Source organism: Comamonas avium, assembly GCF_014836675.1.
Lineage (GTDB): Bacteria > Pseudomonadota > Gammaproteobacteria > Burkholderiales > Burkholderiaceae_C > Comamonas > Comamonas avium.
The window spans coordinates 103,467-126,121 of sequence record NZ_JACSQK010000008.1 but is presented as its reverse complement, the minus strand read 5'-3'; the positions used below and the strand labels follow the sequence as shown (position 1 = coordinate 126,121).

Below are 22,655 nucleotides of genomic sequence, written 5' to 3'. Positions count from 1 at the left end.
CCAGGATTACGACACCTGTGGCTGCTCGTTCTTGTAAGCAGACCAAGCATCTGCAGCGATACCTGTGTTGCCTGCTTTCGTCATCCAGTGCTTGCGTTGCTCCTCATCTAGCCCATTCCACCAGTCAATGCCCAATTGAGCTTCAAGAGCATTTCCTTGTGCGGTCAGCGCAAGAACGTCTGAGCGCTGGAGTGCATCGGCCATGGGCTTAACTTGCAGCTCCAGCATCTGCATCATCTTGTTCAAATGAATGCGGTAGTTCAGCACCTTGCCCTGCTTGCCCTCCTCACTGAGCAAACCAAGCGAGACCAGCGTTTTACGGCAGGTTTGTTGCTGGGCACGCGTGATGCCGGTTTGCTTTTCGCATTCAGCTGAGGACATGCAAATTAATACGGTCGATGAGCTGCCCTCTTGCGCATCTACTTCTTTGATTTTTTCAATTGCGTATGACAGCCAAAGCGCAGTCAAGACATTGCCTGTTAAATCGATAAATGCTCGATTAATAACAATAGGCGCTTGGCCAATCCACTCCAACAACATGGCGGATTGGATATAGTTGTGATCTTGCATAATTATTATTTCCAGTAAATTTAATTGATGATGTTCTTAGTTATTTAACCGGATCTGAATTTTCATGCTCGATGATTAAACTGTGATCCCCATCTTCAAATTCTTTGAGAGTGGAGTAAAGAGTTTCAATAGAGTAATTAGGGAACTGCTGATGCAGTTCGTAAAGCCAAAAACGCAAGGACTGCTCTGGTGAGTCCTTAATAATTGAATGCCAAGCGTGATGGATTTGATCCCGAACTTTTAAACTTTTGGGCAAACATGTTCTGCCGACACTTCCACGTCCTACCAGCATCTCCCGCATGCGGCGGACTTCGTCCGCTGTGCGTTTGAATAATTTGCAAAGTAACTGCCGTGATGCGCCATGAATCACAAAGTATTCGCACATTTCGTCGTCTCGACGTTGGCGATCAATACCATTGAGGTGCGTGAGTAATTCTTTAGGATGAAAATTAACAGTAAATCCGCTTGAACGATCTGAAAGACTAAGTAAATCACGGGCTGAACGATTGCGGAGTTGATCAATCAATTCCGCATCGCAGCCCATATTTAATAACTGATCGAGTCCGTTCGCTGTTTCAATTAAACGAATAACTTCACTCAGCACCAAGAAATTGAGCTGCTGATTGTTTTGAATTTGAACAGGAATGCTCTTAGCGGGCATGGCGAAACGGACTCACAGATTAATTAAGAGAAAAGCTTTTTGAAGCTAATTTGAAATTTCGCAGGATCACTGACGTGATGCTCTGAAAGAACTTTCATTAACGACATGAATGCAGGGCCAACAACCGCGTGTGACATGAGCATCCAAACATGCATTGAAGTCACATAGATAAGGCCATTGCGCATGGCCACGCCAGCTGCAATACAGCTTGCTGACATTGCCTCCAGGCCTTGTGCTCGCGTGAGCGCCCATGAACTGTTATCAGGAATCGCCTGCGCGAAGGCTTCATTAGCCTGCCCGCTCATGCTTGCAAGCACCGGCCACAACGCTTCACGTAAACCCGCCATCTCATCACCCACTGGCTTGCCTTCCACGCTATCCATGGACGCAGGAAAATCTACAAAGAAGCCATAAGGCAATTGCGGATCGGTTTTAAGGAAGTCTGCAATTGGAACGGCAGCATTGAGAATAGAAAATGCTGCAATCAACTGCTTTTCAAATTCAGCAGTATTGCTTTTGGGTGCCTGCTGATCTGTTATGGTAGATGCACTTGATTTGCCTTTGACCCCTGTAAGCATTCCCCCAATTGGCGACTGCTGAGGCTGTTTACTCTTTGGATCTTTTTCAACCGCTTTTATTTGTTGAATCTCTTCGATAGACAAATTCGGAGTCAAAGTCACGGCCTGAATAACTGCGGGCATATTATCCACTTGCAGCTTCAAAACCTTTGCAACTACTGTTTGAAAGTCGGTAATTAAACCTTGAACATCAAGCCTTGGTTCTTGCCTGCTGGCTGGCTCTTTGTCTTTATTAGCCAGCTCAGTAGATTCAAGGTCTTGACCATGCATGAGCATGATTTCATCTAGTGCATTTTTAACTTCATCTGATTTGTCGAACTTAGTACCTAAGTCAAATAAAGAGCTAACAACCGGGCGAATGATTGAATTAATTTCTTCAGCTTTAATCCAAGGGCCAATCAAACTCAGATACTCATGAGCAAAGATGAAGTTTTGAACCATTTTGATGCCATAGTTCAATCCACTTGCTTTGAGTACCTTATTTAGCTCATTGACAGAAAGCTGTGCTTTATTCTCAGCTTGATATTCACTTTTGAATTTGACAACACCTTGAGTTCGCTCCCAAAATGAAATATCGCCACGGTTATCATTTTCTGAAAGGTGCGCAGTAATAACTGCCGCTTCTCCAGGCCACTTTTTAGTGAGGACATGCAGCGTTGCAAAGCGTTCATCACCCTCTGCAAACAGCTCTTTGCAAAGTTCAACTCGCGTATTACCACCGCCATACGGGAAATACTTCTCTTTTGGAGAGCGTCGAGTGACAGTGATGGTGTTGGTAATGCGCCCCTCAGCCTGCAAACTAGCCTTAATCTCAGCACGTTTTGAGTTGGGTTTAGACCGTGGGTTATGGCTATAGGTGACGATGTCGTTGATTGACAAGATCGTGATTGACCCATCAACTTCATCCATCGGATCAATATTTGCCGTCGCGTTGTTCGTCGATACTTTCAACGCCTCGCGTGCAGCTTGCACTCGCTTTTCGTTAGCGTTCAAAGGTTTTTCAGTAGCACCAGTCATGCTGTCCTGTGGTGTTGGTTGTGTAGGTGTGGCTGTGTTTGCTGCTGCAGTGTCTGCAGCCTGCTGACGCAGGCTGGCAGCACGCTGCGCCGCAGTAAGCGATCCGGGCGTGCGCATACGTACCTCACGATCACTGGCTGTCGTGTGGTGCGGTCAAATCGATGAATTCGGGGTGGTTGGACGCGCACATACCAGCCACGCTGGGAATGAACTCCCACATGAGCTTGTGCATTACATCTGACTGCTTGATGGGGTCAATCCAGTGAACCGGAACCTGTGAGGTGGCTGCCTTGCGGTAAGCAACCGCTGCAGGAACCACGGTTTCCAACATGCTCACCCGACCACGCATGGTGATGAACTGTTCGCGGATGAGATCAGAGATCAGGGAGCAATCCTTGGTCTTCTCAGTGCGTGTCATTACCGCTTTCATGGGTGGCATCTTCAAACCCACGTTAGCTGCACACTCATGGCGATCCAACAATGAGATCGTGCCATCCAAGAATTCGCGTGCTGAAACTATGTCGGGGGACACTGGGACCAGCAACTGGTCTGCTGCGTTTACAGCAGCATCCTGAAGGTGGCCAATTGCACCCTGTGTGTCAATGATGACCACGTCATAAGCGCTAGTCACACTAGGGTGCCTGAGAGGCATGTTCAAGCGCATAAGCATATCTAAGCCCATGCGGCCACTCATCCAGTCTTGCAGCTTGCCGTCACGTGTATCGGATTTGACCAAGTGAAGGACGCCACCTGGAGACTGTGGAACCTTGTCTGCCTTGGCCTCAAATGTTGCCGGAGGCAATTGGCAATGAGAAATGCATTCTTCGGAAAGAACGCCAGAGCGGACGAGCTGGGTGAGGCCTTGTGGAGCCTCGTGCTCTAAATGGTAGTAACGAGTGAGCGATGGTTGTACGTCTGCGTCGATGAGCAGAGCTCTTAAACCAATGTCTCGCAGCAATCCGCCCAAGTTGGCTGCGAGTGTTGTCTTACCTACTCCACCCTTGGTGGAAACAACAGAAATAGTGAACATTTTGACCTCGTTGAATGGTTGAACCAAACAACGAGATCACAAAGAATTAGATATTTGTCTAGCGAAAAAAAGCTACAAAACCCTTCAAGAGGAAGCCAAATAAGTTGTCTTTTCAACAACTTGCTTCACTCATCGACCTTACTTCTAAGTGTCAAAGAATATACATTGTATATTTTCTAAAACTCAAAAAATTGGCCGCTAAGGCCTTGTTTATAAGCACTTCCTAACACTTGTTGCGACGACTACACGTTGACGCACGTTTTGCACTCTATGTGCAATGCCTCGAACGGTTAATCACCTTCAAACATGATCTCTAGCGCTTCTGGACATACTAAAACCAAGCCAGATTCACCAACGATTGGATTAGGTCGTGGATTAAGAATGCGAATTAGTTGCGGGTTGGGCCCTCAGATAGAAGGCTCCGCTGTGGCTGAGCTTGAAGTGAGCCACTTGTAGCTTGGTGCGCTGCGCAAGTTGAGGTTGCACAACATCGGAGCGCAAATACTTGCGAATGCTATTGCCAGAAAGCCCGGTTCTGCGAGCGATCTCTCGGATGACAGGTGCTCACGTAGAGCCCAGCGTCTGATGACACTAAAAGTAGCCACGTCAACCACTCCTAGTCTCCTGCTGCACAAGAAAGCAGCAGGCTAGGGTTAATGCGTGGATTAGATTGAGATGGAAAAACCCGGGGCTAATGGGGGGCACTTCTGGGTGGAAATCAACAGCTTCTAGAGTCAAACAGCGTTGGTGAACATGTACTATAAATTGTTGACTATTTTTCATGCACAACCAACCCCTATCACAGATTTATTAAAAAGTAAACCGATTCGGATCAATGTAACTGCCATTTGAAAATATTTATAAAAATACCAAGTTTCAGTGATTCCCAAGAAATAAACCAGCATTTAAATTTTCATGCGTTAGGTCTTTATATATTTAAAGAAGCCTAATATTCTGAAACTTTTAAAGTAGGAACTACAAATGTATTCAATTACATCGGCCGAGAAGAAAATTCTTTCCCAATCTACTGCGCAGTTAGCGCATTATTTAGAAGTTACCCAACAAAATGCATGTGCGAACCTACTGCATCGTCGTTTACCATTACTTTCAGCGTCTGATGCCCCAGCCGGAACACCGGATACAACAAGTTTGAATAATATTTTAAACAGTGCTGTCGAGGTTCCTGGAACAACCTCGATTGCAACTGTCCCGCCAGCTCCTGATACAGGCATGTATCAGATGCTTGGTCAAATACAAACCCTTGACTCATATATCTCACTTCTTACAGCCTATTGTGTATACAACGAACACCCTGCTCCTTACGATATTTCTAAACCAAAGGATGCATCAGATTTCGCAAGAGCGATGGCGAAATGGCGCAATTATGTGATCACAGGTGGTTCTGTCAAGGCACTTGCAGGCTATTTGCCAGTAAGTCAAATTACAGCTCAGTCTTACAGCAAGGAAGTAACGAGCGCCGAACTACATCTAAGTTTTTTGGGTGAACTATTTTCTGGATTTTCTTTTCCTAAAGCCGCCTTAACAGAATTAGATAGCATTTTAACCAAAGTCGTTGCTAAGTTGGGGACAATGCAGGTCTCATTTAATTCAGAAGATGCAACTCTTGATCATTTTTTAACCTATTATTACTTTGCAACAGTAGCTGGTACAGGTGGTGAAGGGCAACCGCCTGCAATGTATGTTGCAAAAATTCGTACCTTCTTTTTGCATATTGACCAATCAAGCTGGAAAGTATCCGTAGGCAAGTCTTCAGTTTCAAAATTCAAATTCAACATGAATTATTATGATATGGATACAACAATGAATTCGAATTTGGTTGCTACAGATATGCAAACGATTAATAGTGCCATTCAGACATTGACCGGAAAACAGGCCTCTGAAGTGAATGCCTTGATGAATATGCAAGCAATTCATGCTGATCCACAAAAATCTTAATTATAAATTTATTTTGAGTGTTTAAAATGCCTCTAACAAAAACTGACTCCCAAAACCCTATTCGTGGATTAGCAACTTTAACTATGAAAGAACGTGGCGATTGCCAAGATGTAATTGCGAAGATTGAGGTCGCAGATCTTGGAAGGGGAGCTGGAACACTACATACTTCAGGCTCAGCTAGACTTGATCTTCAAGGTAAAACCGCGAACGGTAGTGTCAATTTACAAGTTCAAATAGGAACTGCAACCGCTGCAGCTGCATTGATAGCGCCAACAGTTTTAATTACTGCTGACGATTCACATCTTCCTGGGATTAAAAAAGGGGTGATTTCAGTGCTCAATCAAAGTCTTGACTCTGGAACAATTTGGAATTTAACTGGCACTTTGCCCTAATACGAAATTCCGATCATTGATACAGAAATATTCAGTAGCGGATTGTAAATATTTCTAAAGTTAAATAAAGACAGTGAAGTTTTAAAAGACTTTAACAAGCCCCTCTATCTCTCGATGAGGGGTTTTTTTAAAAGTGGTGAGCAAGTCTCTGGCCAATGCCATCTCAATGCTCTCCCCTTCACTATCGTTGGGTTCATCCGCCACAGGAGATGAAACAAGTCACCGTCATGCCCCTGATTCCCGCATGCAGCCTGCTTTTAGGTTGAAGGCTATCTAGCAGTCACTTGGCATGGATTTGCCTGTTTGTGCGAACTTGATGGCTTTTATGCACAATAAGCGCATGCGATTTCTACACACGATGCTGCGCGTTGGCAATCTTCAGCGCTCGATTGATTTTTATACCCAAGTTCTGGGCATGCAGTTGCTGCGTACCTCAGAAAACGCCGAATACAAGTATTCGTTGGCCTTCTTGGGCTTTGAAGGCGGCAATCCTGCTCAGGCAGAGATTGAGCTGACTTACAACTGGGGCACCGAAAGCTATGACATGGGCACCGCCTATGGACATATCGCGCTGGGCGTGCCAGATGCCTATGCCGCTTGCGACAAGATCAAGGCTGCCGGTGGCAATGTGACCCGTGAAGCTGGCCCTGTTAAGGGTGGCTCTACGGTGATTGCTTTTGTGACCGACCCTGACGGCTACAAGATTGAGTTAATTCAGGAAAATTCTCGCGCTCACCAGCACGGTGATGCGGCGTCTGTTGATCCCCTGCGCGCTGCCTGATCTACGGGCTGCGATAAGTATAAAAATGGCATCTCACGGTGCCATTTTTTTTGTGCCAAATTGCTGCTCATGTGTGAGCGTACTCAGTGGCTCAACCACAGACAACCCTGCTGTTGAGCGCGGCTGCCTTGGCGCTATCAATCACTCAACCAAAGTGACCTCAACCCGCCGAGCTTCTGCGTAGCTGCCCAAAATCACGGCAACAGCGGGTTTTTTAAGCACGATGGATTGCTCTGGCGCACCCAGATCAATCAGACGCTTTTGCACAACGATGGCACGTTTTTTTGCCAGTTCTGTGTTTTGCACAGGGTCGCCGGTTTCATCGTGAAAGCCAGAGATCTGAACGCGCTGGCCACTCTGGACCGAGACGACGATGTCCTTGAGTGCATCGTCTGCGCCATAAACCAGCTCAGTGCGGCCAGGTGCAAAGAAAAACTTCACCAGCCCCTGCTCCACGCGGTAGGACGACACTTTATTGAGCACGATGGCCGAAGCTGCCAGCGTGGGTGGCTCATAGGCAGCCAATTGAGGGGCGGCAGCCGCCAGCGTCACGGCTGCAGGTCCGTTCAGCGGTTCTGCATCGACCGAATAAGACACTGTCAAAGCAATCAATGCGGCAGAGAACACCAGAGTGAGCAGCGGTGGTTGAACATCGTCGGATGGTTGTGACATGGCCTCTTCCTCAATGGGTGCAGCATTAGGTAGTGATCGCGCTGATCTGGCTGGCAGCTGCAGGTGTACGGATGTGTGTGGCGTCTATATATGTAACATTATTAACAAATGTGCAAGTATTTTTATCTGCTCATCGTCAGAAAACTCAGGAAACTTGCAGCAAAGGCACGAAGGCCCGCCTTGGGCTGGGTGCACAATTGATGCTATGAGCCAAATTTCTGCCCACATTTCCGATTTGCGCAAAAGCTATGAACGCGCTGAACTGAGCGAGGATGCCTCGCACAGCAGCCCTCTGCTGCAGTTTGACCAATGGCTGCAAGAAGCCGTCAACGCCCAGGTCAACGAGCCCAATGCCATGACCGTGGCTACCGTAGGCAACGATCTGCGCCCAAGCACGCGGATTGTGCTGATCAAGGGCTACGACGAGCGCGGTATTGTCTGGTACACCAATTACGGCAGCCGCAAAGGCACAGAGCTGGCGGGCAATCCGTTTGCCGCGCTGCAGTTTCACTGGGTGGAGCTGGAGCGCGTGGTGCGCATTGAAGGCCGTGTCGAGCGCGTGAGCGACGAAGAAAGTGATGCCTACTTTCACAGCCGCCCTCTGGATTCACGCATTGGCGCCTGGGCCAGTCCGCAAAGCCAAGTGATCAGTGGCCGCGGCGTGCTGGTGGCCAACGCCGCCAAATACGGTGCGCAGTTTTTATTGAACCCGCCGCGCCCTGCGCATTGGGGTGGTTTCCGGTTGGTGCCCGATCGCTGGGAGTTCTGGCAAGGCCGAAAGAGCCGTTTGCATGATCGCCTGCGCTATGAACTGCACCATCGCGAATGGCTCAGAGAACGGCTTGCCCCTTAAGGCTGGTGCTGCATGGCGTGAAAGCGCAGTGCAAATAAAATAGCTGCCAAGGCTTATGCACCAAGGTTTTCATATATAAAAGTATCTGAAACCATTGCCTTATAAGCGTTGGCAGCTCCTTTTAATGATTATTTTGGATTGACTTCAATATCCAATTTTTTCCAGCAGCAGCAATACGATGGGCAGTGTCAGCAAACAAATACCGGTAGAAATAGCGATGCTGGCTGTCACCTCCTCCTGCCCCACACCGTAGCGCTGGGTGAACATGTAGACATTCGCGCCTGTCGGTAATGCAGCCGCCAGCGCCATGGTGGCCATGGGCACACCGCGCAGGCCAAACAGCCAGGCCACGGTGATGAACAAGACGGGGTGCACCATGGTTTTGACCAGGGCAATGCGTACGGCCGGTTTGATCAGGCTGCCCAGCTTGCTGTATGCCAGCGTAACCCCCACCAGCATCAACGCAATCGGCCCCAAGGCTTGGCCCAGCAACTGCATGGGTTTGTCGATCACGCCGGGAATGCTCCACCCGGTCTGGGCGAAAAGCAGACCGACAATGATGGGCAACGGCACGGGGTGAATCACGCTGTTCTTAATGGCTTGAGCCAGGGTGCGCGCCAGCCCCTGGGGCTGACCTTGAGTGCTCAACTGCCTTGCCTGTGCCAGCTCAAACACCACGGTGCCGCAGCCCAGCAGCACCAGTGCGTGCACCGAGATCAGCGTGAACAAGGTGACCAGCCCTTCCTGTCCAAAGGCCAGACCGATCAGCGGAATACCGATCATCACGTTGTTGCTGAAGGTGTGCCCCAAGGCACGGGCGGCGGCCAGCGTGTTGAAGCCAAAGACCAGCATGGTGCCGGCAAAGATGATGCCAGCGGCCAGAAAGTACAGCACGATGGGGCTGAAATCCAGATCGCCCACCTTGACGGTGGACATGGTGCGAAACAGCAGCGCCGGGGTCAGCACATAAAACACCAGATTGGACAGATCTTTGACTGCAGAGGCCCGAATCCAATCGACTTTTGCGGCGATGAAACCCAGAACAATCAACAACACCACAGGCATCAAGGCGGTCAGCGCAGGGGACTCCATGTATTCACACTTTTAAAATACGGCCGCTTTCAAGTCTTGCGTGGCAATCACACAAGGTCTGAAACCGCTGATGGGGCAATAGGTTAGCTCTGTTTGGGGCTGCTGCATGGGAGCGCGGCATTGCGGGCTGGAGCCACGCAGAGCCATGAAAAAGCAAGCCACTAAGGCTTGCTAAGGCGCGTCTGGGGCTCGCTTGGAGATCATAGCCCAACGTTGCGCGTTCCATAGAGAACGAAGGGTGCGCAGCGCTGGGTGTCGACTCGGGCCAAGCCAGCCAGAGGAAGGGCTAAGGGCAGAAAATAGCAGCGGATCTGGTTCGCGCCATGTGCCTATGCCGCGGCCCCCGTCTTCTAGCGCTCAGAGCACCTTGGCTGTCCACCGTTTTTTCTCTGTGCCTTGTCGCGTTCAGTGCCGGGGTGCCAATCGGCTGCCGCTTCAGCCCGCTTGTGTCTTGAGCCAGCTATCGTGCAGCCACTTTTCGGTCTTGCGATGCCCAGGAAAGGTGACCCAGACGATGTCGCGCTCAAAAACCATCGGCTTTTCATCGCTGCCAACAATGACCCAGAACCAGCGCCCATCGGCCAGGTTCCGGGCCTTGACTTTCATACCCGTTAGAACAATGGTTTCGCTCTTGCCATCGCGCTGCACAAGGATGGGCTCATCGTGCGGGTCAATCCAGCTGATTTTCATGCGTGGCAGCAAATCTGGAGCGGTTTGTTGCAGAAATTCGCGTGCAATCTGCTCACTGCGCTGGCGCGTTGGCAGCGGTTTGCCTGCCAGATCTAAAGAAATGTTTGCAAAGCCTTTCAGCGTGCCATCAGCCGCCACCACGGCGCTGAAGTGCTCACCCTCCAACCCGGCATTGCGGCCATCGCGACGTTCATAACGCAGCAGCTTCGCGGCCTGTCCATCGACAGACACGGTGCGCTGGGATGCCTGTGCGTGCGTGCCGGGAACTGAATAAGAAAGATCGGTTGTAACGTTGGTCGAATGCGAAGTCATGTCTGAACTTTCCTGGCTGGAAGTGAAGGATTGGGCTAAAACAGCGCTGCCTGTTGCCACTGCAAGTGCGGCAGTCAGTGCGATACGGTGAAAACGTGTCATGGATGAATCTCCTCTTTCAATGGGTTCAGTTGGACAAGGGAAACTGGGGGGCGCCTGGCGGCAGTACGGCCACTGCATCTACCTCGACCAGGACGTCAGGGTGAAACAGCTGCGCCACTCCAATCAGTGCACTGGCAGGTGGCTGCGCCAGGTCAATGAAACGGTCGCGGGCACGGCGGATAGCCGGCAATTGGTTCGACTGCAAATCGCGCACATAAATGGTGATGCGGGCCAGATGGCCTGGCGTGGCGCCAGCCGCTTGCAGCGTTACATTCAGATTCTTGAAGACTTGATCCAGCTGGGCTTCAAGGCCTGCCCGAAGCACGATGCCGTTCTCATCCACCGGTACATGGCCGGACAGGAACATCAAGCGGCCACGCTCTACCACCATGGCCGAAGAGATACCGGGTATGGCAGCGCCTGCAGGATTGATGGGTGCAAGCATGAAGTTTGCAGGGGACATGGCGGGCTCCTTGTGGACTGAAATTTTGGGATTAGCCAGCGCGCTTGCGCACAACGGCAGCGCTGCCGACAACGTTAAAAAACGGCGGCGGGGGTTCATGAAATACGGTGCTCCGACGGTTGAGGAACTGAAGGGCTGCGCGACGACCAGCCATTGACCACAGCCGCCGCTCCCAGCAATGCAGCGATGGGTGCCCATAGCAGTGCACTCCAGCCATGCGGTGCCAACGCCTGCGCAACGGGCGACGCGATGCTGGCGCCAACAAACAAGAAAAAGGTGTAGAGCGACATGGCCCGAGCACGAAAGTCGGCCGTTGCTCTGCTTGCGACGGTGCCAATCAGCCCCGGCACAGCCAGCGCAATGCCAGCTGACAGCAGCACGCTGGCCGCTGCTACCCACCCAAAGCCATCGAGTAATCCAACCATCAGTGCAATGGCCGACAGCACCAGGCCTGCGCGCGCGGTAGGCACTGGCCCTACCCGGCTGACCAGCCGTGCCGCCACAAGGCAGATCAGCAATGGTGGCAAGCCAGCAAGGCGCAGGGTTTGCAGCTGGTTTTCTGAAAAACCGGTGATTTGGGCACCTGCGTGCAAGCTGACGAAAGCAAATAACACGGTGCAAGCGGCCATCCATGCCCCCATCAGTTGTGTTTGCCGCCACATCGGCACGGGGTTCGCTGCAATAGCACCCTTTTTTTCGCGCGCCATGCCAGTTGGTAATAAACGATACAAACCAACGGCTAGCAGGACATACCCAGCTGCCAATGCCAGCATGATGACGTGCAGGCCCAGACCAGCGAACTGCGCTGCAAGCAATTGGGCGGCTGGCGCTGCCGCCAGAAAGGCAAAGCTCAGCAAGGAAATACCCAGTGGGCGACGCCCCGGTGGCAACGTTTCTGCCACCAGTGCCAATGCAGCGGGTGGAAAACCTGCCGCCGCCAAGCCCTGCAATGCCCGTGCCCCCAGCAGCATGTTGAAACTGGGTGCAATCGCCACCACGACACTGGCGCCAGCCGTAGCTACCAGACTGAACAGCAGTACTGTTCTCCTGCCGTGGCGATCTGACACGCTGCCCAGCAGCAAAAAACCAGCCGCATAGGCAAAACCAAAGGCACTGCCTGCCCAGGCCGCTTGTCCTGTTGTGACCTGCCAATTTGATGCGAGTGCCGAGGTCATCGGCAGCGTGACATAGAGCTGGCCAACTATCAGCACAGCCCCCAGCATCAGGAGCAGCAGCAATCGGTAATTTTGGGTTTTCATCAAAATCAACCTTACGTTAAGTGTAGATTCAACTTAAAAAAAGGGGCGACGCAAAGCCTCCCCATCTGGATTACGACTGTTTACGTGCCACTTCGATGAGCGTTTTCATGCGCGCAATATTGGCCACAAGGTCACGCTCGAAAGCCTGCATTTCGCCCAGCTTGCTGCGCGTGGCCTGCAGCTGGGTTTGCAGAATCTTCAATACCTCCTCCTTGCCTTTGATACCGCTGGGGTCATCAAAGTACAGATCAATGACCTGACTGATCTCTTCCAGGCTGAGGCCCAGACTCTTTAAAGCGGCAATCTTCTCCAGCCGCTGCACGGCCTGCCCGTCATAGTATCGATAGCCCGCGCCTTCGCGCTCTGCAGGACGCAGCAGACCCATTCGTTCATAGTAATGAATGGTGCGGTGGCTGACCCCCGCCCGTTGAGCGAGTTCACCGATCTGCAAAAGAGCCTGGGATGACGACATGAAAAAACACAACCTGACGTTAAGTAGAGCTTTGATTCTAGGTGGCAGCTTGAAGGCAGTCAACTCACAAAGCGCCAATCGTGTGTTCATGGTGAGCAAGAGAGCTTGAAGATACGCTTGCTCTCAATCTTGGCCGTGGCTGCACAACATGCCACCTTCAGTTGGGTGCATGACCGTGCCAAGTCATTACATAGCCCCGCAAAAACGACGTTGAAGTCTTGGCCAAATAAAAAACCGAAGGCAGCACCGGCAGCTTGCCGGGCTGTGCTTCGCAGTTGCACCATGGGTGAAGCCATGCCACGCACAGTGCAAATGCCTGGCTCAGAGCCGCTAACACCACCTCTGATACGTCGTTGCCTCGCCTTGTCGTACGCCTGTACTGCCTGCGGCTTCTCATTTCGTCTCAGTCGCAAATCTGCGATTTGCTAGGTGGTGTTAGCTGCTCATCGTCGTTAAAAGTCCATGCGCAGACCTACGGTGATATTGCGCCCTTTCAGTGGTGCAGCGCGTTTGATGGCCGAGGTGTGGGCGTAGCCCAGCCGGTCCGTCAAATTCTCGGCCTTCACCGTCAGTTGCAGCGGACTGTTGCTAAAGCGGTAGCTGGCAGCCAGATTGAGCATGCCGTAGCCGCCCGTAGCTGTTTCGTATTCGGCCGTACGGTTTTGGCGCATTACTTGCGCCCATTCGGCCTGCCCTTCCCAGCCCTTCCAGCTGCCATCCACCCGCAGGCCCATGCGGGCAGCCGGAATACGCGGCAGGTGTTCACCACTGGCCAGCTTGGCACGCACCAGATCACCAAACAGGCTGACACCCACAAAGCGGTTGATACGCTGGCGCACCTGGGCTTCTACTCCCGTAAAGCGGGCATTGGCCTGCGTGTAGTGCTGCAGCTGAAAGCCATCGTGCGCATCCACTGTGCGACCGTAGATATAGCCTTGAATCTGGTGGTGGTAGGCATTGGCACTCCAGGTGGTGGCCCCTGCGGTTTTGCGCAAACCGATGTCCCATGCGTTGCTGGTTTCTTTGCTCAGGTTGTGGTCACCCACCTCCCAGCTGTTGGTGGCCATGTGTGGCCCATTGGCAAACAGCTCTTCGGCCGAAGGCAGGCGCACTGCATGGCTGAACGATGCGCTTGCCTGCCAGCCCGGTTGAAAATGCCAGACCGTGCCCAGCGAAGCAGAGCTGCCGCTATGGTTGCGCTCGACCTGGCTTTGCAGCGCCTTGACGCTTTGCTGGTCATGGCGCAACGCGGCCTGCCAGCGCCAGTCACCTGTTTTCATCTCTTCGAGCATGAACACGCCCCACTTCTGGGTGCGGGTGGGCTCGACATAGGCTTCCTCGCCATCCGCGCGGAAATTGCGTTGCCCGGTGTGCAAGCCCAGCAAACCGCGCCAGCCGGCAATGGGGGCGTGCTGCAGCTCGAAGCGCGCGTCGTGTGCGCGGTTGCGAAACTGCGTTGCCACCTCATCGCCTTCGAGTTCATCGTGGGCGTAGCGTGTATGGCTGCCCTTAAAGCGCAGCGCTTCAATGCCCGCCACCGGCGCACGCCACTCACCGCGTACATCCCAGCGGTGGCTGGTCATATCAACAATCGGTGTGCCCTCACCCTCTTCGTGCACATGGCCCCCGTGGGAGCCACAGTGCAGGTGATCGCCATGGGGATGGCAGTCGCTGTGTTCATGGCCGGGCAAGCCGTACTCAGCACGCTGGGTGGTATAGGCGGCGCCCAGATAGCCGTCGCTTCCCACCCAGGACAGGCCCATGCTGCCGGTGCTGCCCTGGCTGTAACTGCCGGGCACTTTGCGAGCGCCTTCTTCGCTGCGCCAGCCACGGCCTGCGCGGTAGTCGCTGGCGTTACGGCCTGCGGCTTCTACCCGCAACACCAGCGGGCCTGCACCCGTCGTCAGGCCCATGGCACCGCTCTTTTCATTGGCTGCACTGCCCCAGCGCACTTCTGCCGCGCCTTCCACAGCTTTTGAAGGGCGTTGCGTGGGCACTTTCTCGTCCACCACATTGACAACGCCGCCAACGGCGCCGCCATGCACCAAGGCTGCCGGGCCTCGCAGAATTTCAACTTGTTTAATCAGCAAAGGCTCGGTGGCCACGGCGTGGTCGGGGCTGATGGTGGAGGCATCGTGCAGCTCCATGCCATTGGCCAGCACGCCCACGCGCGGGCCGTCCATACCGCGGATGATGGGGCGGCTGGCCCCAGCACCAAAGTGGGTAGCGTGGATGCCCGGCTCACCCGTCAGGCTGTCGCCCAGCGTGGCACTGCGGCGCAGTTGCCAGGCTTGTCCATCCAGCACGCTGACAGGAGCCGCCATATCTTGCGCCGCCAGCCCCAGGCCTGTGGCCGTGACGGTCACGCTGGGCAAGTGTGTGGTTTCTTGGGCAGGCGCGCTGTCTTGTGCCAGCGCGGCGTGCACATGCGCCACGTACAAGGTTGCAGCCAGAGCTACGGGGTGGAAAAAGTGCGGATTCCAAGTCTTTGAATGCAAAGGCTTCATGATGTCTATGTATCTCTGTACCGAAGACGCACGCAGGCGCTGCGAGCCCAGCCGTTCAGGACGCAGGCAGCAGACAGCGGCTGCAGCACGGGGTCAGCCGTGGCAGTGCATCAGAAAATTTGAATAAAAAATGCCTCTAGCGCTCATGCATAAAGCGCTGACAGCTCATTTTTTGAGAGAAATAACAAAGGCCTGTTCAGGCCATGAAGCCTTCTGGCGGAGCGCGGGCCAGAAAAATACGAATGGGTGACGGAAGCAAATGCGCTTCACTGGTCCATTCTGGGGGCTGTGCAGGCTGCGGATGGATGACCGCAACAGCTGGTGGCGTAGCGCTGGCACCATGCCCCAATTGATCAATAACCAGACAAGCAAGGGCATCGTGCCCGGCAAACCATGCAGCTACGCCATGGGTATGTTCGGCGGCCTGGGTCTGCTGTGTCAGTTGTGGTGCATGAAGCACCTCGTGCATGCGTCCCAAGGCCGGTGCCAGCACCAAAGCCATGGCCAGCCACCACCCCAGCAAGGGCGTGCGCAGAGCGTGCATGCGGGAAAACAAGTTCATAGCTTGAAAGGGCTACACCTTAATGGCTGTGGCGCATGCCGCAGTTTTTACCCAAAGCCAGTCCCTTGCAGCTGGCTTGCAACTGTTTGAGGCAATCGTCATACGATTTTCCTGATGCCAGGCATTGCGCGGCCTGCTCGTGTGCGCGGGCCATGCTGCGGTGGCGCTCAATGTCTTGCAGAGTATGCGCATCCAATTGCCTGGCAGGTTGCGTCTGCGCCGAAGTCTTGTTCGCAGCATCGGGGGCATGACCGTGGTCGTGCGCCCATGCCGGCATTGCCAGCAGGCATGCCGCTGCAGCTGTGCAGATCAGTGATTTCATAGTTCCTCTTGAGGGGTGGTTAAAAAAACGGGGGTTTTGCGTCACCAGCGCACTGTGCGCATTCGCCTTGCACAGCAACATCCAGCATTGGCTTATGCACTCCCGTGCTTTGCACCAGGGCTTCGCGCAAGGCGTGCAGCGCAGCCTGCACAGCGGCGGCACCCGGGTCCAGCGTGATGTGCTGGTGGCAGGCCGTGCACTCCAGGTGTGCCGAGGCGGTGGGGGCTGTGGCATCCACCACAAAATAATGGGTGATGCGCTGTGCGTTAACCGTGCGCTGCAGCAATCCTGCGTGGGCCAGCCGATCCAGCGCGCGGTATACCGTCACACGGTTCACTGGTACGCCCTGCTCGTGCAAAGCCGCTTCAACCAGCGGCTCGGTCCAGCCAGCTTGTGGCTGCTTGGGCAACAAAGACAGCAAAGCCTGCACAGCACGCGTGGCACGCATGCCTGCAGGCAATGTCAAAGCGGTGGGTGTTGGGTGTGTGGGCATGAGGGCGCATTAACGCAATACAGTTGCATTATGCCCGCACAAACCAGCGCAGCAACCTTTGTAAGGCGCTGGTTTTAGTCTTTCTTGGCGTATTGCGAGAAAGTCTGCAGAAACTTGTGCACCTTGGGCCCCACCACGTAAGCACAGTAAGCCTGGTGCGGATTGTTGGCAAAGTAATCTTGGTGGTATGACTCTGCAGGCCAATAGCTTTGCAGTGGCTGCACCTCGGTCACGACGGGTACACCAAAGAGGTTCTGCTCGTTGAGTGCCTGCACAAAACGGGTAGCAATATCGTTTTGCTGACTGGACGTGGTGTAGATGCCGCTACGGTATTGGGTTCCCACATCGTTGCCCTGGCGATTGAGCGTGGTGGGGTTGTGGGTACCAAAAAAGATTTCCAGCACGGCTTGCAAGTCGATCTGCTGCGGATCAAACGTCAGCTTGACCACCTCAGCATGCCCCGTCGTTCCTTCGCAGATCTGCTCATAGCTGGGGTTGGGTACTTGCCCGTTGGCATAGCCACTTTCTACATCCAGCACGCCCTGAACCCGGTCAAACACAGCCTCGGTGCACCAAAAACAGCCACCACCTAAATAAATAATTTCTTGCATGCGGCATTTTTACACTGAGTCAGCGATGCTGGCTGACAGGCGGTGAGCGCTTAACTGTAGGACATTAAGCTGGCTTGACGGCTGTTCCACAGTTTTTTATATTGCATTTACTGACCACCTGGTCATTTCAACCCATCCCACTTTTTCTGGCATTTTGAGCACTGTCCCCACCCCTGCCCCCGCACCATCGCGCCGCGCACGCCGTAAAGAGGCGCGCCCTGCAGAGCTGCTGGAGGCTGCAACCCGCCTTTTTGTAGAGAAAGGCTATGCCGCAACACGGGTGGAGGAAGTGGCCGCGCTGGCCAACGTTTCCAAAGGAACTTTGTTTCTGTACTACCCCAGTAAAGAGGCATTGCTCAAAGCCGTGGTGCGTGAAAACATCGCAGGGCGTTTTGCTGAATGGCAGGCACAGCTGCAAGACTTTGAAGGCAGTACGCCGGATTTGGTGCGGTATGCATTTGCGGTGTGGCTGGAGTGCATTGCGCACTCGCCGGCTGGTGGCATTTGCAAGCTGATGAGCAGCGAGTGCTGTAATTTCCCAGAACTGGCGACGTTTTACCTGGAAGAAGTCATCTACCCCGGCAACGCCCTGATCCGCTGCATTTTGGCGCGCGGCATCGCACGCGGGGAGTTTCGCAACGTGGATCTGGACGCCGGCATCCACTTGATCGTGACGCCCATGTTCTCTTACATCCAGTGGCGCCATTCGATGGGCGTTTGCTACCCGCAGTCCATGGGTGTCAGTGCTGAAGTCTATTTTGCGACCCATATTGACAACCTCTTGCGCGGCTTGGCTGCATCTGCGGCATGACACAGCCTGCTCAACCCGCAACTTCGCGCCGCCTTCCCACATGGATGTGGCTGCTGGCCGTCGTCAGCGTGCTGGCCATTGTGTGGGGCATGTGGCGCGCGCTGGAAAGCCGCAGTGCCAAAAAAGAAGCACTGCAGACCAGCGTGACAAGCCCGCCCCCCAGCTTGCGCATTCCACCTGAAGAATGGCTGCTAGCGCGCCCCCGTGCCATGCCGCTGGGTATTGCCATTACTGGCAGCCTGTCAGCGGTCAACAGTGCAGTTGTCAAAGCCCGCATTCCCGGGGAGCTGCGTGATTTACAGGTCCGCGAAGGTGATGCGGTAGCGCAGGGCCAGGTGATTGCCCGTATCGACCCCACCGAATCAGATGCCCGCTTTCGCCAGGCCAAGCTGCAAGCCGATGCAGCACAGGCGCGGGTGGCTATTGAGCAGCGCCAGTACGACAACAACCGCGCACTGGTTGAAAAAGGTTTTATTTCCAGCACAGCGCTGAGCACCTCGTCTGCCAATTTACAAGCCGCGGAGGCCAACTACGCGGCCGCTCGCGCAGCACAGGACGGTGCCCGCAAGAGTCTGGATGACACCGTATTGCGCAGCCCCATTGCGGGCCAGGTGGCGCGGCGCATGGTGCAAAACGGTGAACGGGTGAATGTAGAAGCAGCGATTGTCGAGGTGGTTGACCTCTCGGCTTTAGAGCTGCAGGTACAGCTGCCCGCCAATGACTCCGCCTCCGTGCACGTTGGGCAAACGGCCCAGCTGCTGCTGCGTGCAAGCAACGGGCAGGCTGCACAGAACCTGCAAGCCCGGGTGGTACGCATCAACCCCAGCGCGCTGGAAAGCAACCGCGCAGTGCCCGTGTATCTGCAGCTTGCATCCCAGAGCGCCAGCCAGCTGCGCCCTGGCATGTATGTAGAAGGATTTATTCAGACGGGCAGTACCGAGGCCCTGGCGGTACCGCTGCATGCTGTACGCACCGATCAGCCCCTGCCCTATGTGCAGACCGTGCAAAACAACGTGGTCATGCACACCCCAGTCAAGCTGGGCGTGCAAAGTGTGGGAGAGGCACAGACATGGGTTGCAATCGATGCGGGCCTGCAAGCCGACCAGGTGGTGCTGGCTGGCCGCCTGGGCGGTTTGCCGGCTGGCACGCGTGTGCAATTGATGCCGGCAGAGCCTGCCCCGCCCTCGCAGTAACTGTCCAGAAAGCACAGCCGCATGTGGTTTACCAAGGTCAGTTTGCACAACCCCGTCATGGCCACCATGGTGATGCTGGCTTTTGTAGTGCTGGGCTTGTTTTCTTACCAGCGGCTGTCTATCGAGCAGTTCCCCAACGTCGATTTCCCCGTTGTGGTGGTGTCTGTGGATTACCCGGGTGCTTCACCGGAAGTGGTGGAAAGCGAAGTCACCAAACGGCTGGAAGAGGCCATCAACTCCATTGCCGGCATCAACGCCCTCACCTCGCGCAGCTATGAAGGCAAAGCGCTGATCATCATTGAGTTTCAGCTGCAAATTGATGGCCGCAAAGCGGCAGATGACGTTCGCGAGAAAGTAGCCACCGTGCGCCCACTGCTGCGCGATGAGGTGAAAGAGCCGTGGGTGCTGCGCTTTGATCCGGCCAGCGCACCCGTATGGTCAGTGGCTGTTTTGCCGGACAGCCACACACAAATCGAAGGCACGCAGCCGCTGACACCCGTGCAGCTCACCACCTGGGCTGACCAGGTTCTGAAAAAACGTCTGGAAAACGTTCGCGGGGTTGGAGCGGTGAACCTGGTTGGCGATACGCCACGTGAAATCAATATCTATCTGGACCCTGCCGCATTGCAAGCCTATGGGATCACTGCGGCGCAGGTGGTTAACGCCGTACGCAGTGAAAACCAAGATTTACCTGTTGGCAGCATTCGCTCACTCCAGCAAGAACGTGTGGTGCAGATCAACGCCCGCATCCAGCGGCCCGAGCAGTTTTCCGACATCATCGTGGCCCAGCGCAGCGGTGCTGCCGTGCGGCTGGGGCAGCTGGCGCGCATCAATGATGGTGCACAGGAAGTAGAAAGCCTGGCGCTGTACAACGGCCAGCGTACGCTGCTGCTGTCGGTGCAAAAAGCACAGGATGAAAACACCATTGAAGTCGTTAAAGGCCTGAACCAGGCCATCCATGATCTGGGTGCCGAGCTGCCTGCAGGCATCAAGCTGGAGACCATTGCCGACTCTGCGCGCCCCATTCAGGTGGCCGTCGACAACGTTCGGCAAACCTTGATTGAAGGCGCAGTGCTGACCGTTGTGATTGTGTTCTTGTTCCTCAACTCCTGGCGCTCCACCATCATCACGGGACTGACGCTGCCCATTGCGTTGATTGGCACTTTCTGGTTCATGTACATGTTTGGGTTTTCCATCAACATGGTCACGCTGATGGCGCTGTCGCTGTGCGTGGGCTTGCTGATCGATGACGCCATCGTGGTGCGCGAGAACATCGTGCGCCATGTGCAAATGGGTAAATCGCCCTACAACGCGGCCATGGACGGCACACAGGAAATTGGCCTGGCCGTGCTGGCTACCACCTTGTCCATCGTCGCGGTGTTTTTGCCCATTGGTTTCATGGGCGGCATCATTGGCAAGTTCTTTCATGAGTTCGGCATCACCATCGTGGCTGCTGTGCTGATTTCAATGTTTGTCAGCTTTACGCTGGACCCCATGCTCTCCAGTGTGTGGCACGACCCGAGCATTCATGCGCGTGGCTCAAAAGCACAGCCACAGCCCCGTGGCAAGCCAACGCTGTATGAGCGCACGCTGGGGCGCATCACCGCGTGGTTTGACCGTGCAACCGAAGATCTGTCAGATCTGTACCAGCGTTTGCTTCGATGGGCACTGCGGCACAAATTGCCGACCGTGCTGATTGCTGTGGCAATTTTCATCGGCAGCGTACTCATGCTGCCCCTGCTGGGTTCTGAATTTGTGCCCAGTGCTGATTTCTCTGAAACGCAGGTCAAATTCGAGACCCCGCAAGGCTCCTCGATTGAGGCCACTGAAGCCAAAGCCCTGCAGGTGGAGGCGATCATTCGAGCCATGCCCGAAGTCAGCTACACCCTCACCAGCATCAATACCGGGGGCGCTGAAGGAAAGCACTCAGCCAGCATCTTTATCCGGCTGGTAGACCGCCACCAACGCCAGCGCAGCTTGCAAGACATGTCGCTGGTGCTGCGTCAGGCATTGCGCACGGTTGCGGGCATCATCGTCACCCACGTTGGCTTGCTAGAAGCTGTGGCCGGGCAAAAACAAATTGAGTTTTCACTCATGGGCCCCGATCTGGGCGAGCTGGACCGGTTAAACCAGCAAGTGCAGATGCAGCTGCAGCGCATTCCAGGCCTGGTCGATATTGATACCAGCTTGCAGCCGCCCAAACCCATTGTGAACGTTGAAGTACGCCGCGATGCTGCTGCTGACCTTGGACTGTCCGTTGCAAGTATTGCCAGCAACTTGCGCACCTTGGTGGCGGGCGAAACGATTGGCAACTGGCGCGCCAGCGACGACCAGACCTATGACGTCAATGTCCGTCTGGCGCCTGAGGCGCGCACACAGCCGGAACATTTGCAGCGTCTGCCTTTTGCACTGACGGGTGCCGATGGCAGTACGCGCATCGTGCAGCTCAGTCAGGTGGCTGACGTGGTACAAGCCAGCAGCCCCAGCCAGATCAATCGCCGTGCCATGACGCGTGAGGTGCAATTTACGGCCAATGTGTCTCTGCGCTCGGTGGGTGAAGTTTCAGCCGACATCACCAAGACTCTGAACAGCCTGCAAATGCCACCCGGCTACCGCTGGGAGTTTGGCGGCTCGACCAAGAACATGAACGAGTCGTTTGCATACGCGCTGTCCGCCTTGGCTCTGGCAATTATTTTTATTTATATGATTTTGGCCAGTCAGTTCAAAAGCTTTATTCAACCGCTGGCGCTGATGACCTCATTGCCCTTGACGTTGATTGGTGTGGTGCTCGCTTTGATGATGTTCAACTCAGCCATCAGCATGTTTTCCATCATTGGCATCGTCATGCTCATGGGTTTGGTCACCAAAAATGCTATTTTGCTGGTGGACTTTGCCATTCGTGCGCGGGGCGAGCACACCAATGAACACGGCGAGATTCAGCAGGGCCTGCCCCGTGAGCAAGCACTACTGCTGGCCGCCAGAGTACGGCTGCGCCCTATCTTGATGACCACCTTGGCCATGGTCTTTGGCATGGTGCCTCTGGCTTTTGCCGTGACCGAAGGCTCAGAACAGCGCGCCCCGATGGGACAGGCCGTGATTGGCGGAGTCATCACCTCCTCGCTGCTCACCTTGGTGGTTGTGCCGGTGGTGTACTGTTATTTGGATGATTTGACGCAATGGGTCAGAAAGCTTTGGAAGGGTCGTGAGGCCCACAACGCGGCAAACCTGCCCCCACACTCGTAGAATCGTGAGTTTG

Annotated in this window: 22 protein-coding genes and 1 pseudogene; 7 read left to right on the top strand and 16 right to left on the bottom strand. The window is 54.3% G+C overall.

Annotated elements, in window-relative coordinates; genetic code table 11:
• Positions 1 to 6: 6 nt before the first annotated feature.
• The 5 genes and pseudogenes from H9646_RS16065 to H9646_RS18735 all read right to left on the bottom strand — a co-directional run.
• Positions 7 to 570 (bottom strand): hypothetical protein, encoded by a 564-nt coding sequence (locus tag H9646_RS16065; RefSeq protein WP_225214261.1) that lies wholly within the window; start codon positions 568 to 570, stop codon positions 7 to 9.
• 40 nt (positions 571 to 610) lie between these two features.
• A complete protein-coding gene (locus H9646_RS16060; RefSeq protein ID WP_191724395.1) occupies positions 611 to 1,231 on the bottom strand; it encodes an STY4526/YPO1902 family pathogenicity island replication protein in 621 nt (206 codons plus the stop codon).
• A gap of 23 nt (positions 1,232 to 1,254) precedes the next feature.
• Positions 1,255 to 2,943 carry a hypothetical protein gene (locus H9646_RS16055; protein WP_191724394.1) on the bottom strand — a complete coding sequence of 563 codons (1,689 nt, stop codon included), beginning with the start codon at positions 2,941 to 2,943 and terminating at the stop codon, positions 1,255 to 1,257.
• Positions 2,944 to 2,956: 13 nt separating this feature from the next.
• On the bottom strand, positions 2,957 to 3,856 hold the full coding sequence (locus H9646_RS16050) for a ParA family protein (RefSeq protein ID WP_191724393.1): 900 nt from the start codon (positions 3,854 to 3,856) through the stop codon (positions 2,957 to 2,959).
• 462 nt (positions 3,857 to 4,318) lie between these two features.
• Positions 4,319 to 4,470, bottom strand: a pseudogene (locus H9646_RS18735) (IS21 family transposase); the annotation flags it as partial.
• Positions 4,471 to 4,837: 367 nt separating this feature from the next.
• Here H9646_RS18735 and H9646_RS16040 point away from each other — a divergent pair.
• The 3 genes from H9646_RS16040 (at position 4,838) to gloA (ending at position 6,985) form a co-directional block, all read left to right on the top strand.
• Positions 4,838 to 5,812, top strand: a complete 975-nt coding sequence (locus H9646_RS16040) for a hypothetical protein (protein WP_191724392.1) — start codon at positions 4,838 to 4,840, stop codon at positions 5,810 to 5,812.
• Between the two features lie 83 nt (positions 5,813 to 5,895).
• Complete coding sequence (locus H9646_RS16035; protein WP_225214260.1) at positions 5,896 to 6,204, top strand: hypothetical protein; 309 nt, start codon at positions 5,896 to 5,898, stop codon at positions 6,202 to 6,204.
• Positions 6,205 to 6,544: 340 nt separating this feature from the next.
• Complete coding sequence (gene gloA, locus H9646_RS16030; protein WP_225214259.1) at positions 6,545 to 6,985, top strand: lactoylglutathione lyase; 441 nt, start codon at positions 6,545 to 6,547, stop codon at positions 6,983 to 6,985.
• A 141-nt stretch (positions 6,986 to 7,126) separates the two neighbouring features.
• Here the strand turns inward: gloA and H9646_RS16025 are convergent, their stop codons facing one another.
• Entirely contained in the window at positions 7,127 to 7,657 is a 531-nt protein-coding gene (locus tag H9646_RS16025) for an OmpA family protein (protein ID WP_191724389.1), read from the bottom strand.
• A gap of 205 nt (positions 7,658 to 7,862) precedes the next feature.
• On the opposite strand from H9646_RS16025, the gene pdxH reads away from it, so the two are divergent.
• Positions 7,863 to 8,510: a pyridoxamine 5'-phosphate oxidase gene (gene pdxH, locus H9646_RS16020; protein WP_191724388.1), complete on the top strand. Its 648-nt coding sequence runs from the start codon at positions 7,863 to 7,865 to the stop codon at positions 8,508 to 8,510.
• Between the two features lie 144 nt (positions 8,511 to 8,654).
• Here pdxH and H9646_RS16015 read toward each other — a convergent pair whose 3' ends face one another.
• The 10 genes from H9646_RS16015 to msrA all read right to left on the bottom strand — a co-directional run bounded on the left by H9646_RS16015 (position 8,655) and on the right by msrA (position 17,395).
• The gene (locus H9646_RS16015) at positions 8,655 to 9,602 is read right to left on the bottom strand and encodes an AEC family transporter (RefSeq protein WP_191724387.1); all 948 of its coding nucleotides are present in this window, start codon (positions 9,600 to 9,602) and stop codon (positions 8,655 to 8,657) included.
• A 435-nt stretch (positions 9,603 to 10,037) separates the two neighbouring features.
• Positions 10,038 to 10,706: a hypothetical protein gene (locus H9646_RS16010; protein WP_191724386.1), complete on the bottom strand. Its 669-nt coding sequence runs from the start codon at positions 10,704 to 10,706 to the stop codon at positions 10,038 to 10,040.
• A gap of 25 nt (positions 10,707 to 10,731) precedes the next feature.
• On the bottom strand, positions 10,732 to 11,169 hold the full coding sequence (locus H9646_RS16005) for a RidA family protein (protein WP_225214258.1): 438 nt from the start codon (positions 11,167 to 11,169) through the stop codon (positions 10,732 to 10,734).
• Between the two features lie 95 nt (positions 11,170 to 11,264).
• On the bottom strand, positions 11,265 to 12,428 hold the full coding sequence (locus tag H9646_RS16000) for an MFS transporter (RefSeq protein ID WP_191724385.1): 1,164 nt from the start codon (positions 12,426 to 12,428) through the stop codon (positions 11,265 to 11,267).
• 70 nt (positions 12,429 to 12,498) lie between these two features.
• The gene (locus H9646_RS15995; RefSeq protein WP_225214257.1) at positions 12,499 to 12,900 is read right to left on the bottom strand and encodes a MerR family transcriptional regulator; all 402 of its coding nucleotides are present in this window, start codon (positions 12,898 to 12,900) and stop codon (positions 12,499 to 12,501) included.
• 452 nt (positions 12,901 to 13,352) lie between these two features.
• Positions 13,353 to 15,407, bottom strand: a complete 2,055-nt coding sequence (locus H9646_RS15990; protein ID WP_191724384.1) for a TonB-dependent receptor — start codon at positions 15,405 to 15,407, stop codon at positions 13,353 to 13,355.
• A gap of 196 nt (positions 15,408 to 15,603) precedes the next feature.
• The gene (locus tag H9646_RS15985; RefSeq protein ID WP_191724383.1) at positions 15,604 to 15,969 is read right to left on the bottom strand and encodes a hypothetical protein; all 366 of its coding nucleotides are present in this window, start codon (positions 15,967 to 15,969) and stop codon (positions 15,604 to 15,606) included.
• Between the two features lie 19 nt (positions 15,970 to 15,988).
• Entirely contained in the window at positions 15,989 to 16,291 is a 303-nt protein-coding gene (locus H9646_RS15980; RefSeq protein ID WP_191724382.1) for a hypothetical protein, read from the bottom strand.
• A gap of 19 nt (positions 16,292 to 16,310) precedes the next feature.
• On the bottom strand, positions 16,311 to 16,784 hold the full coding sequence (locus H9646_RS15975) for a transcriptional repressor (protein ID WP_191724381.1): 474 nt from the start codon (positions 16,782 to 16,784) through the stop codon (positions 16,311 to 16,313).
• Positions 16,785 to 16,858: 74 nt separating this feature from the next.
• A complete protein-coding gene (msrA, locus tag H9646_RS15970; protein WP_191724380.1) occupies positions 16,859 to 17,395 on the bottom strand; it encodes a peptide-methionine (S)-S-oxide reductase MsrA in 537 nt (178 codons plus the stop codon).
• Between the two features lie 154 nt (positions 17,396 to 17,549).
• On the opposite strand from msrA, the gene H9646_RS15965 reads away from it, so the two are divergent.
• From H9646_RS15965 to H9646_RS15955, 3 genes are read left to right on the top strand one after another with little or no spacing between them, the layout of a single operon-like run.
• Entirely contained in the window at positions 17,550 to 18,206 is a 657-nt protein-coding gene (locus H9646_RS15965; RefSeq protein ID WP_191724379.1) for a TetR/AcrR family transcriptional regulator, read from the top strand.
• Positions 18,203 to 19,399, top strand: a complete 1,197-nt coding sequence (locus H9646_RS15960) for an efflux RND transporter periplasmic adaptor subunit (protein WP_225214256.1) — start codon at positions 18,203 to 18,205, stop codon at positions 19,397 to 19,399. The genes H9646_RS15965 and H9646_RS15960 overlap by 4 nt, the downstream gene beginning before the upstream one ends.
• Before the next feature lie 21 nt (positions 19,400 to 19,420).
• Entirely contained in the window at positions 19,421 to 22,642 is a 3,222-nt protein-coding gene (locus tag H9646_RS15955) for an efflux RND transporter permease subunit (RefSeq protein ID WP_191724378.1), read from the top strand.
• The last annotated feature ends 13 nt before the right edge of the window (positions 22,643 to 22,655 follow it).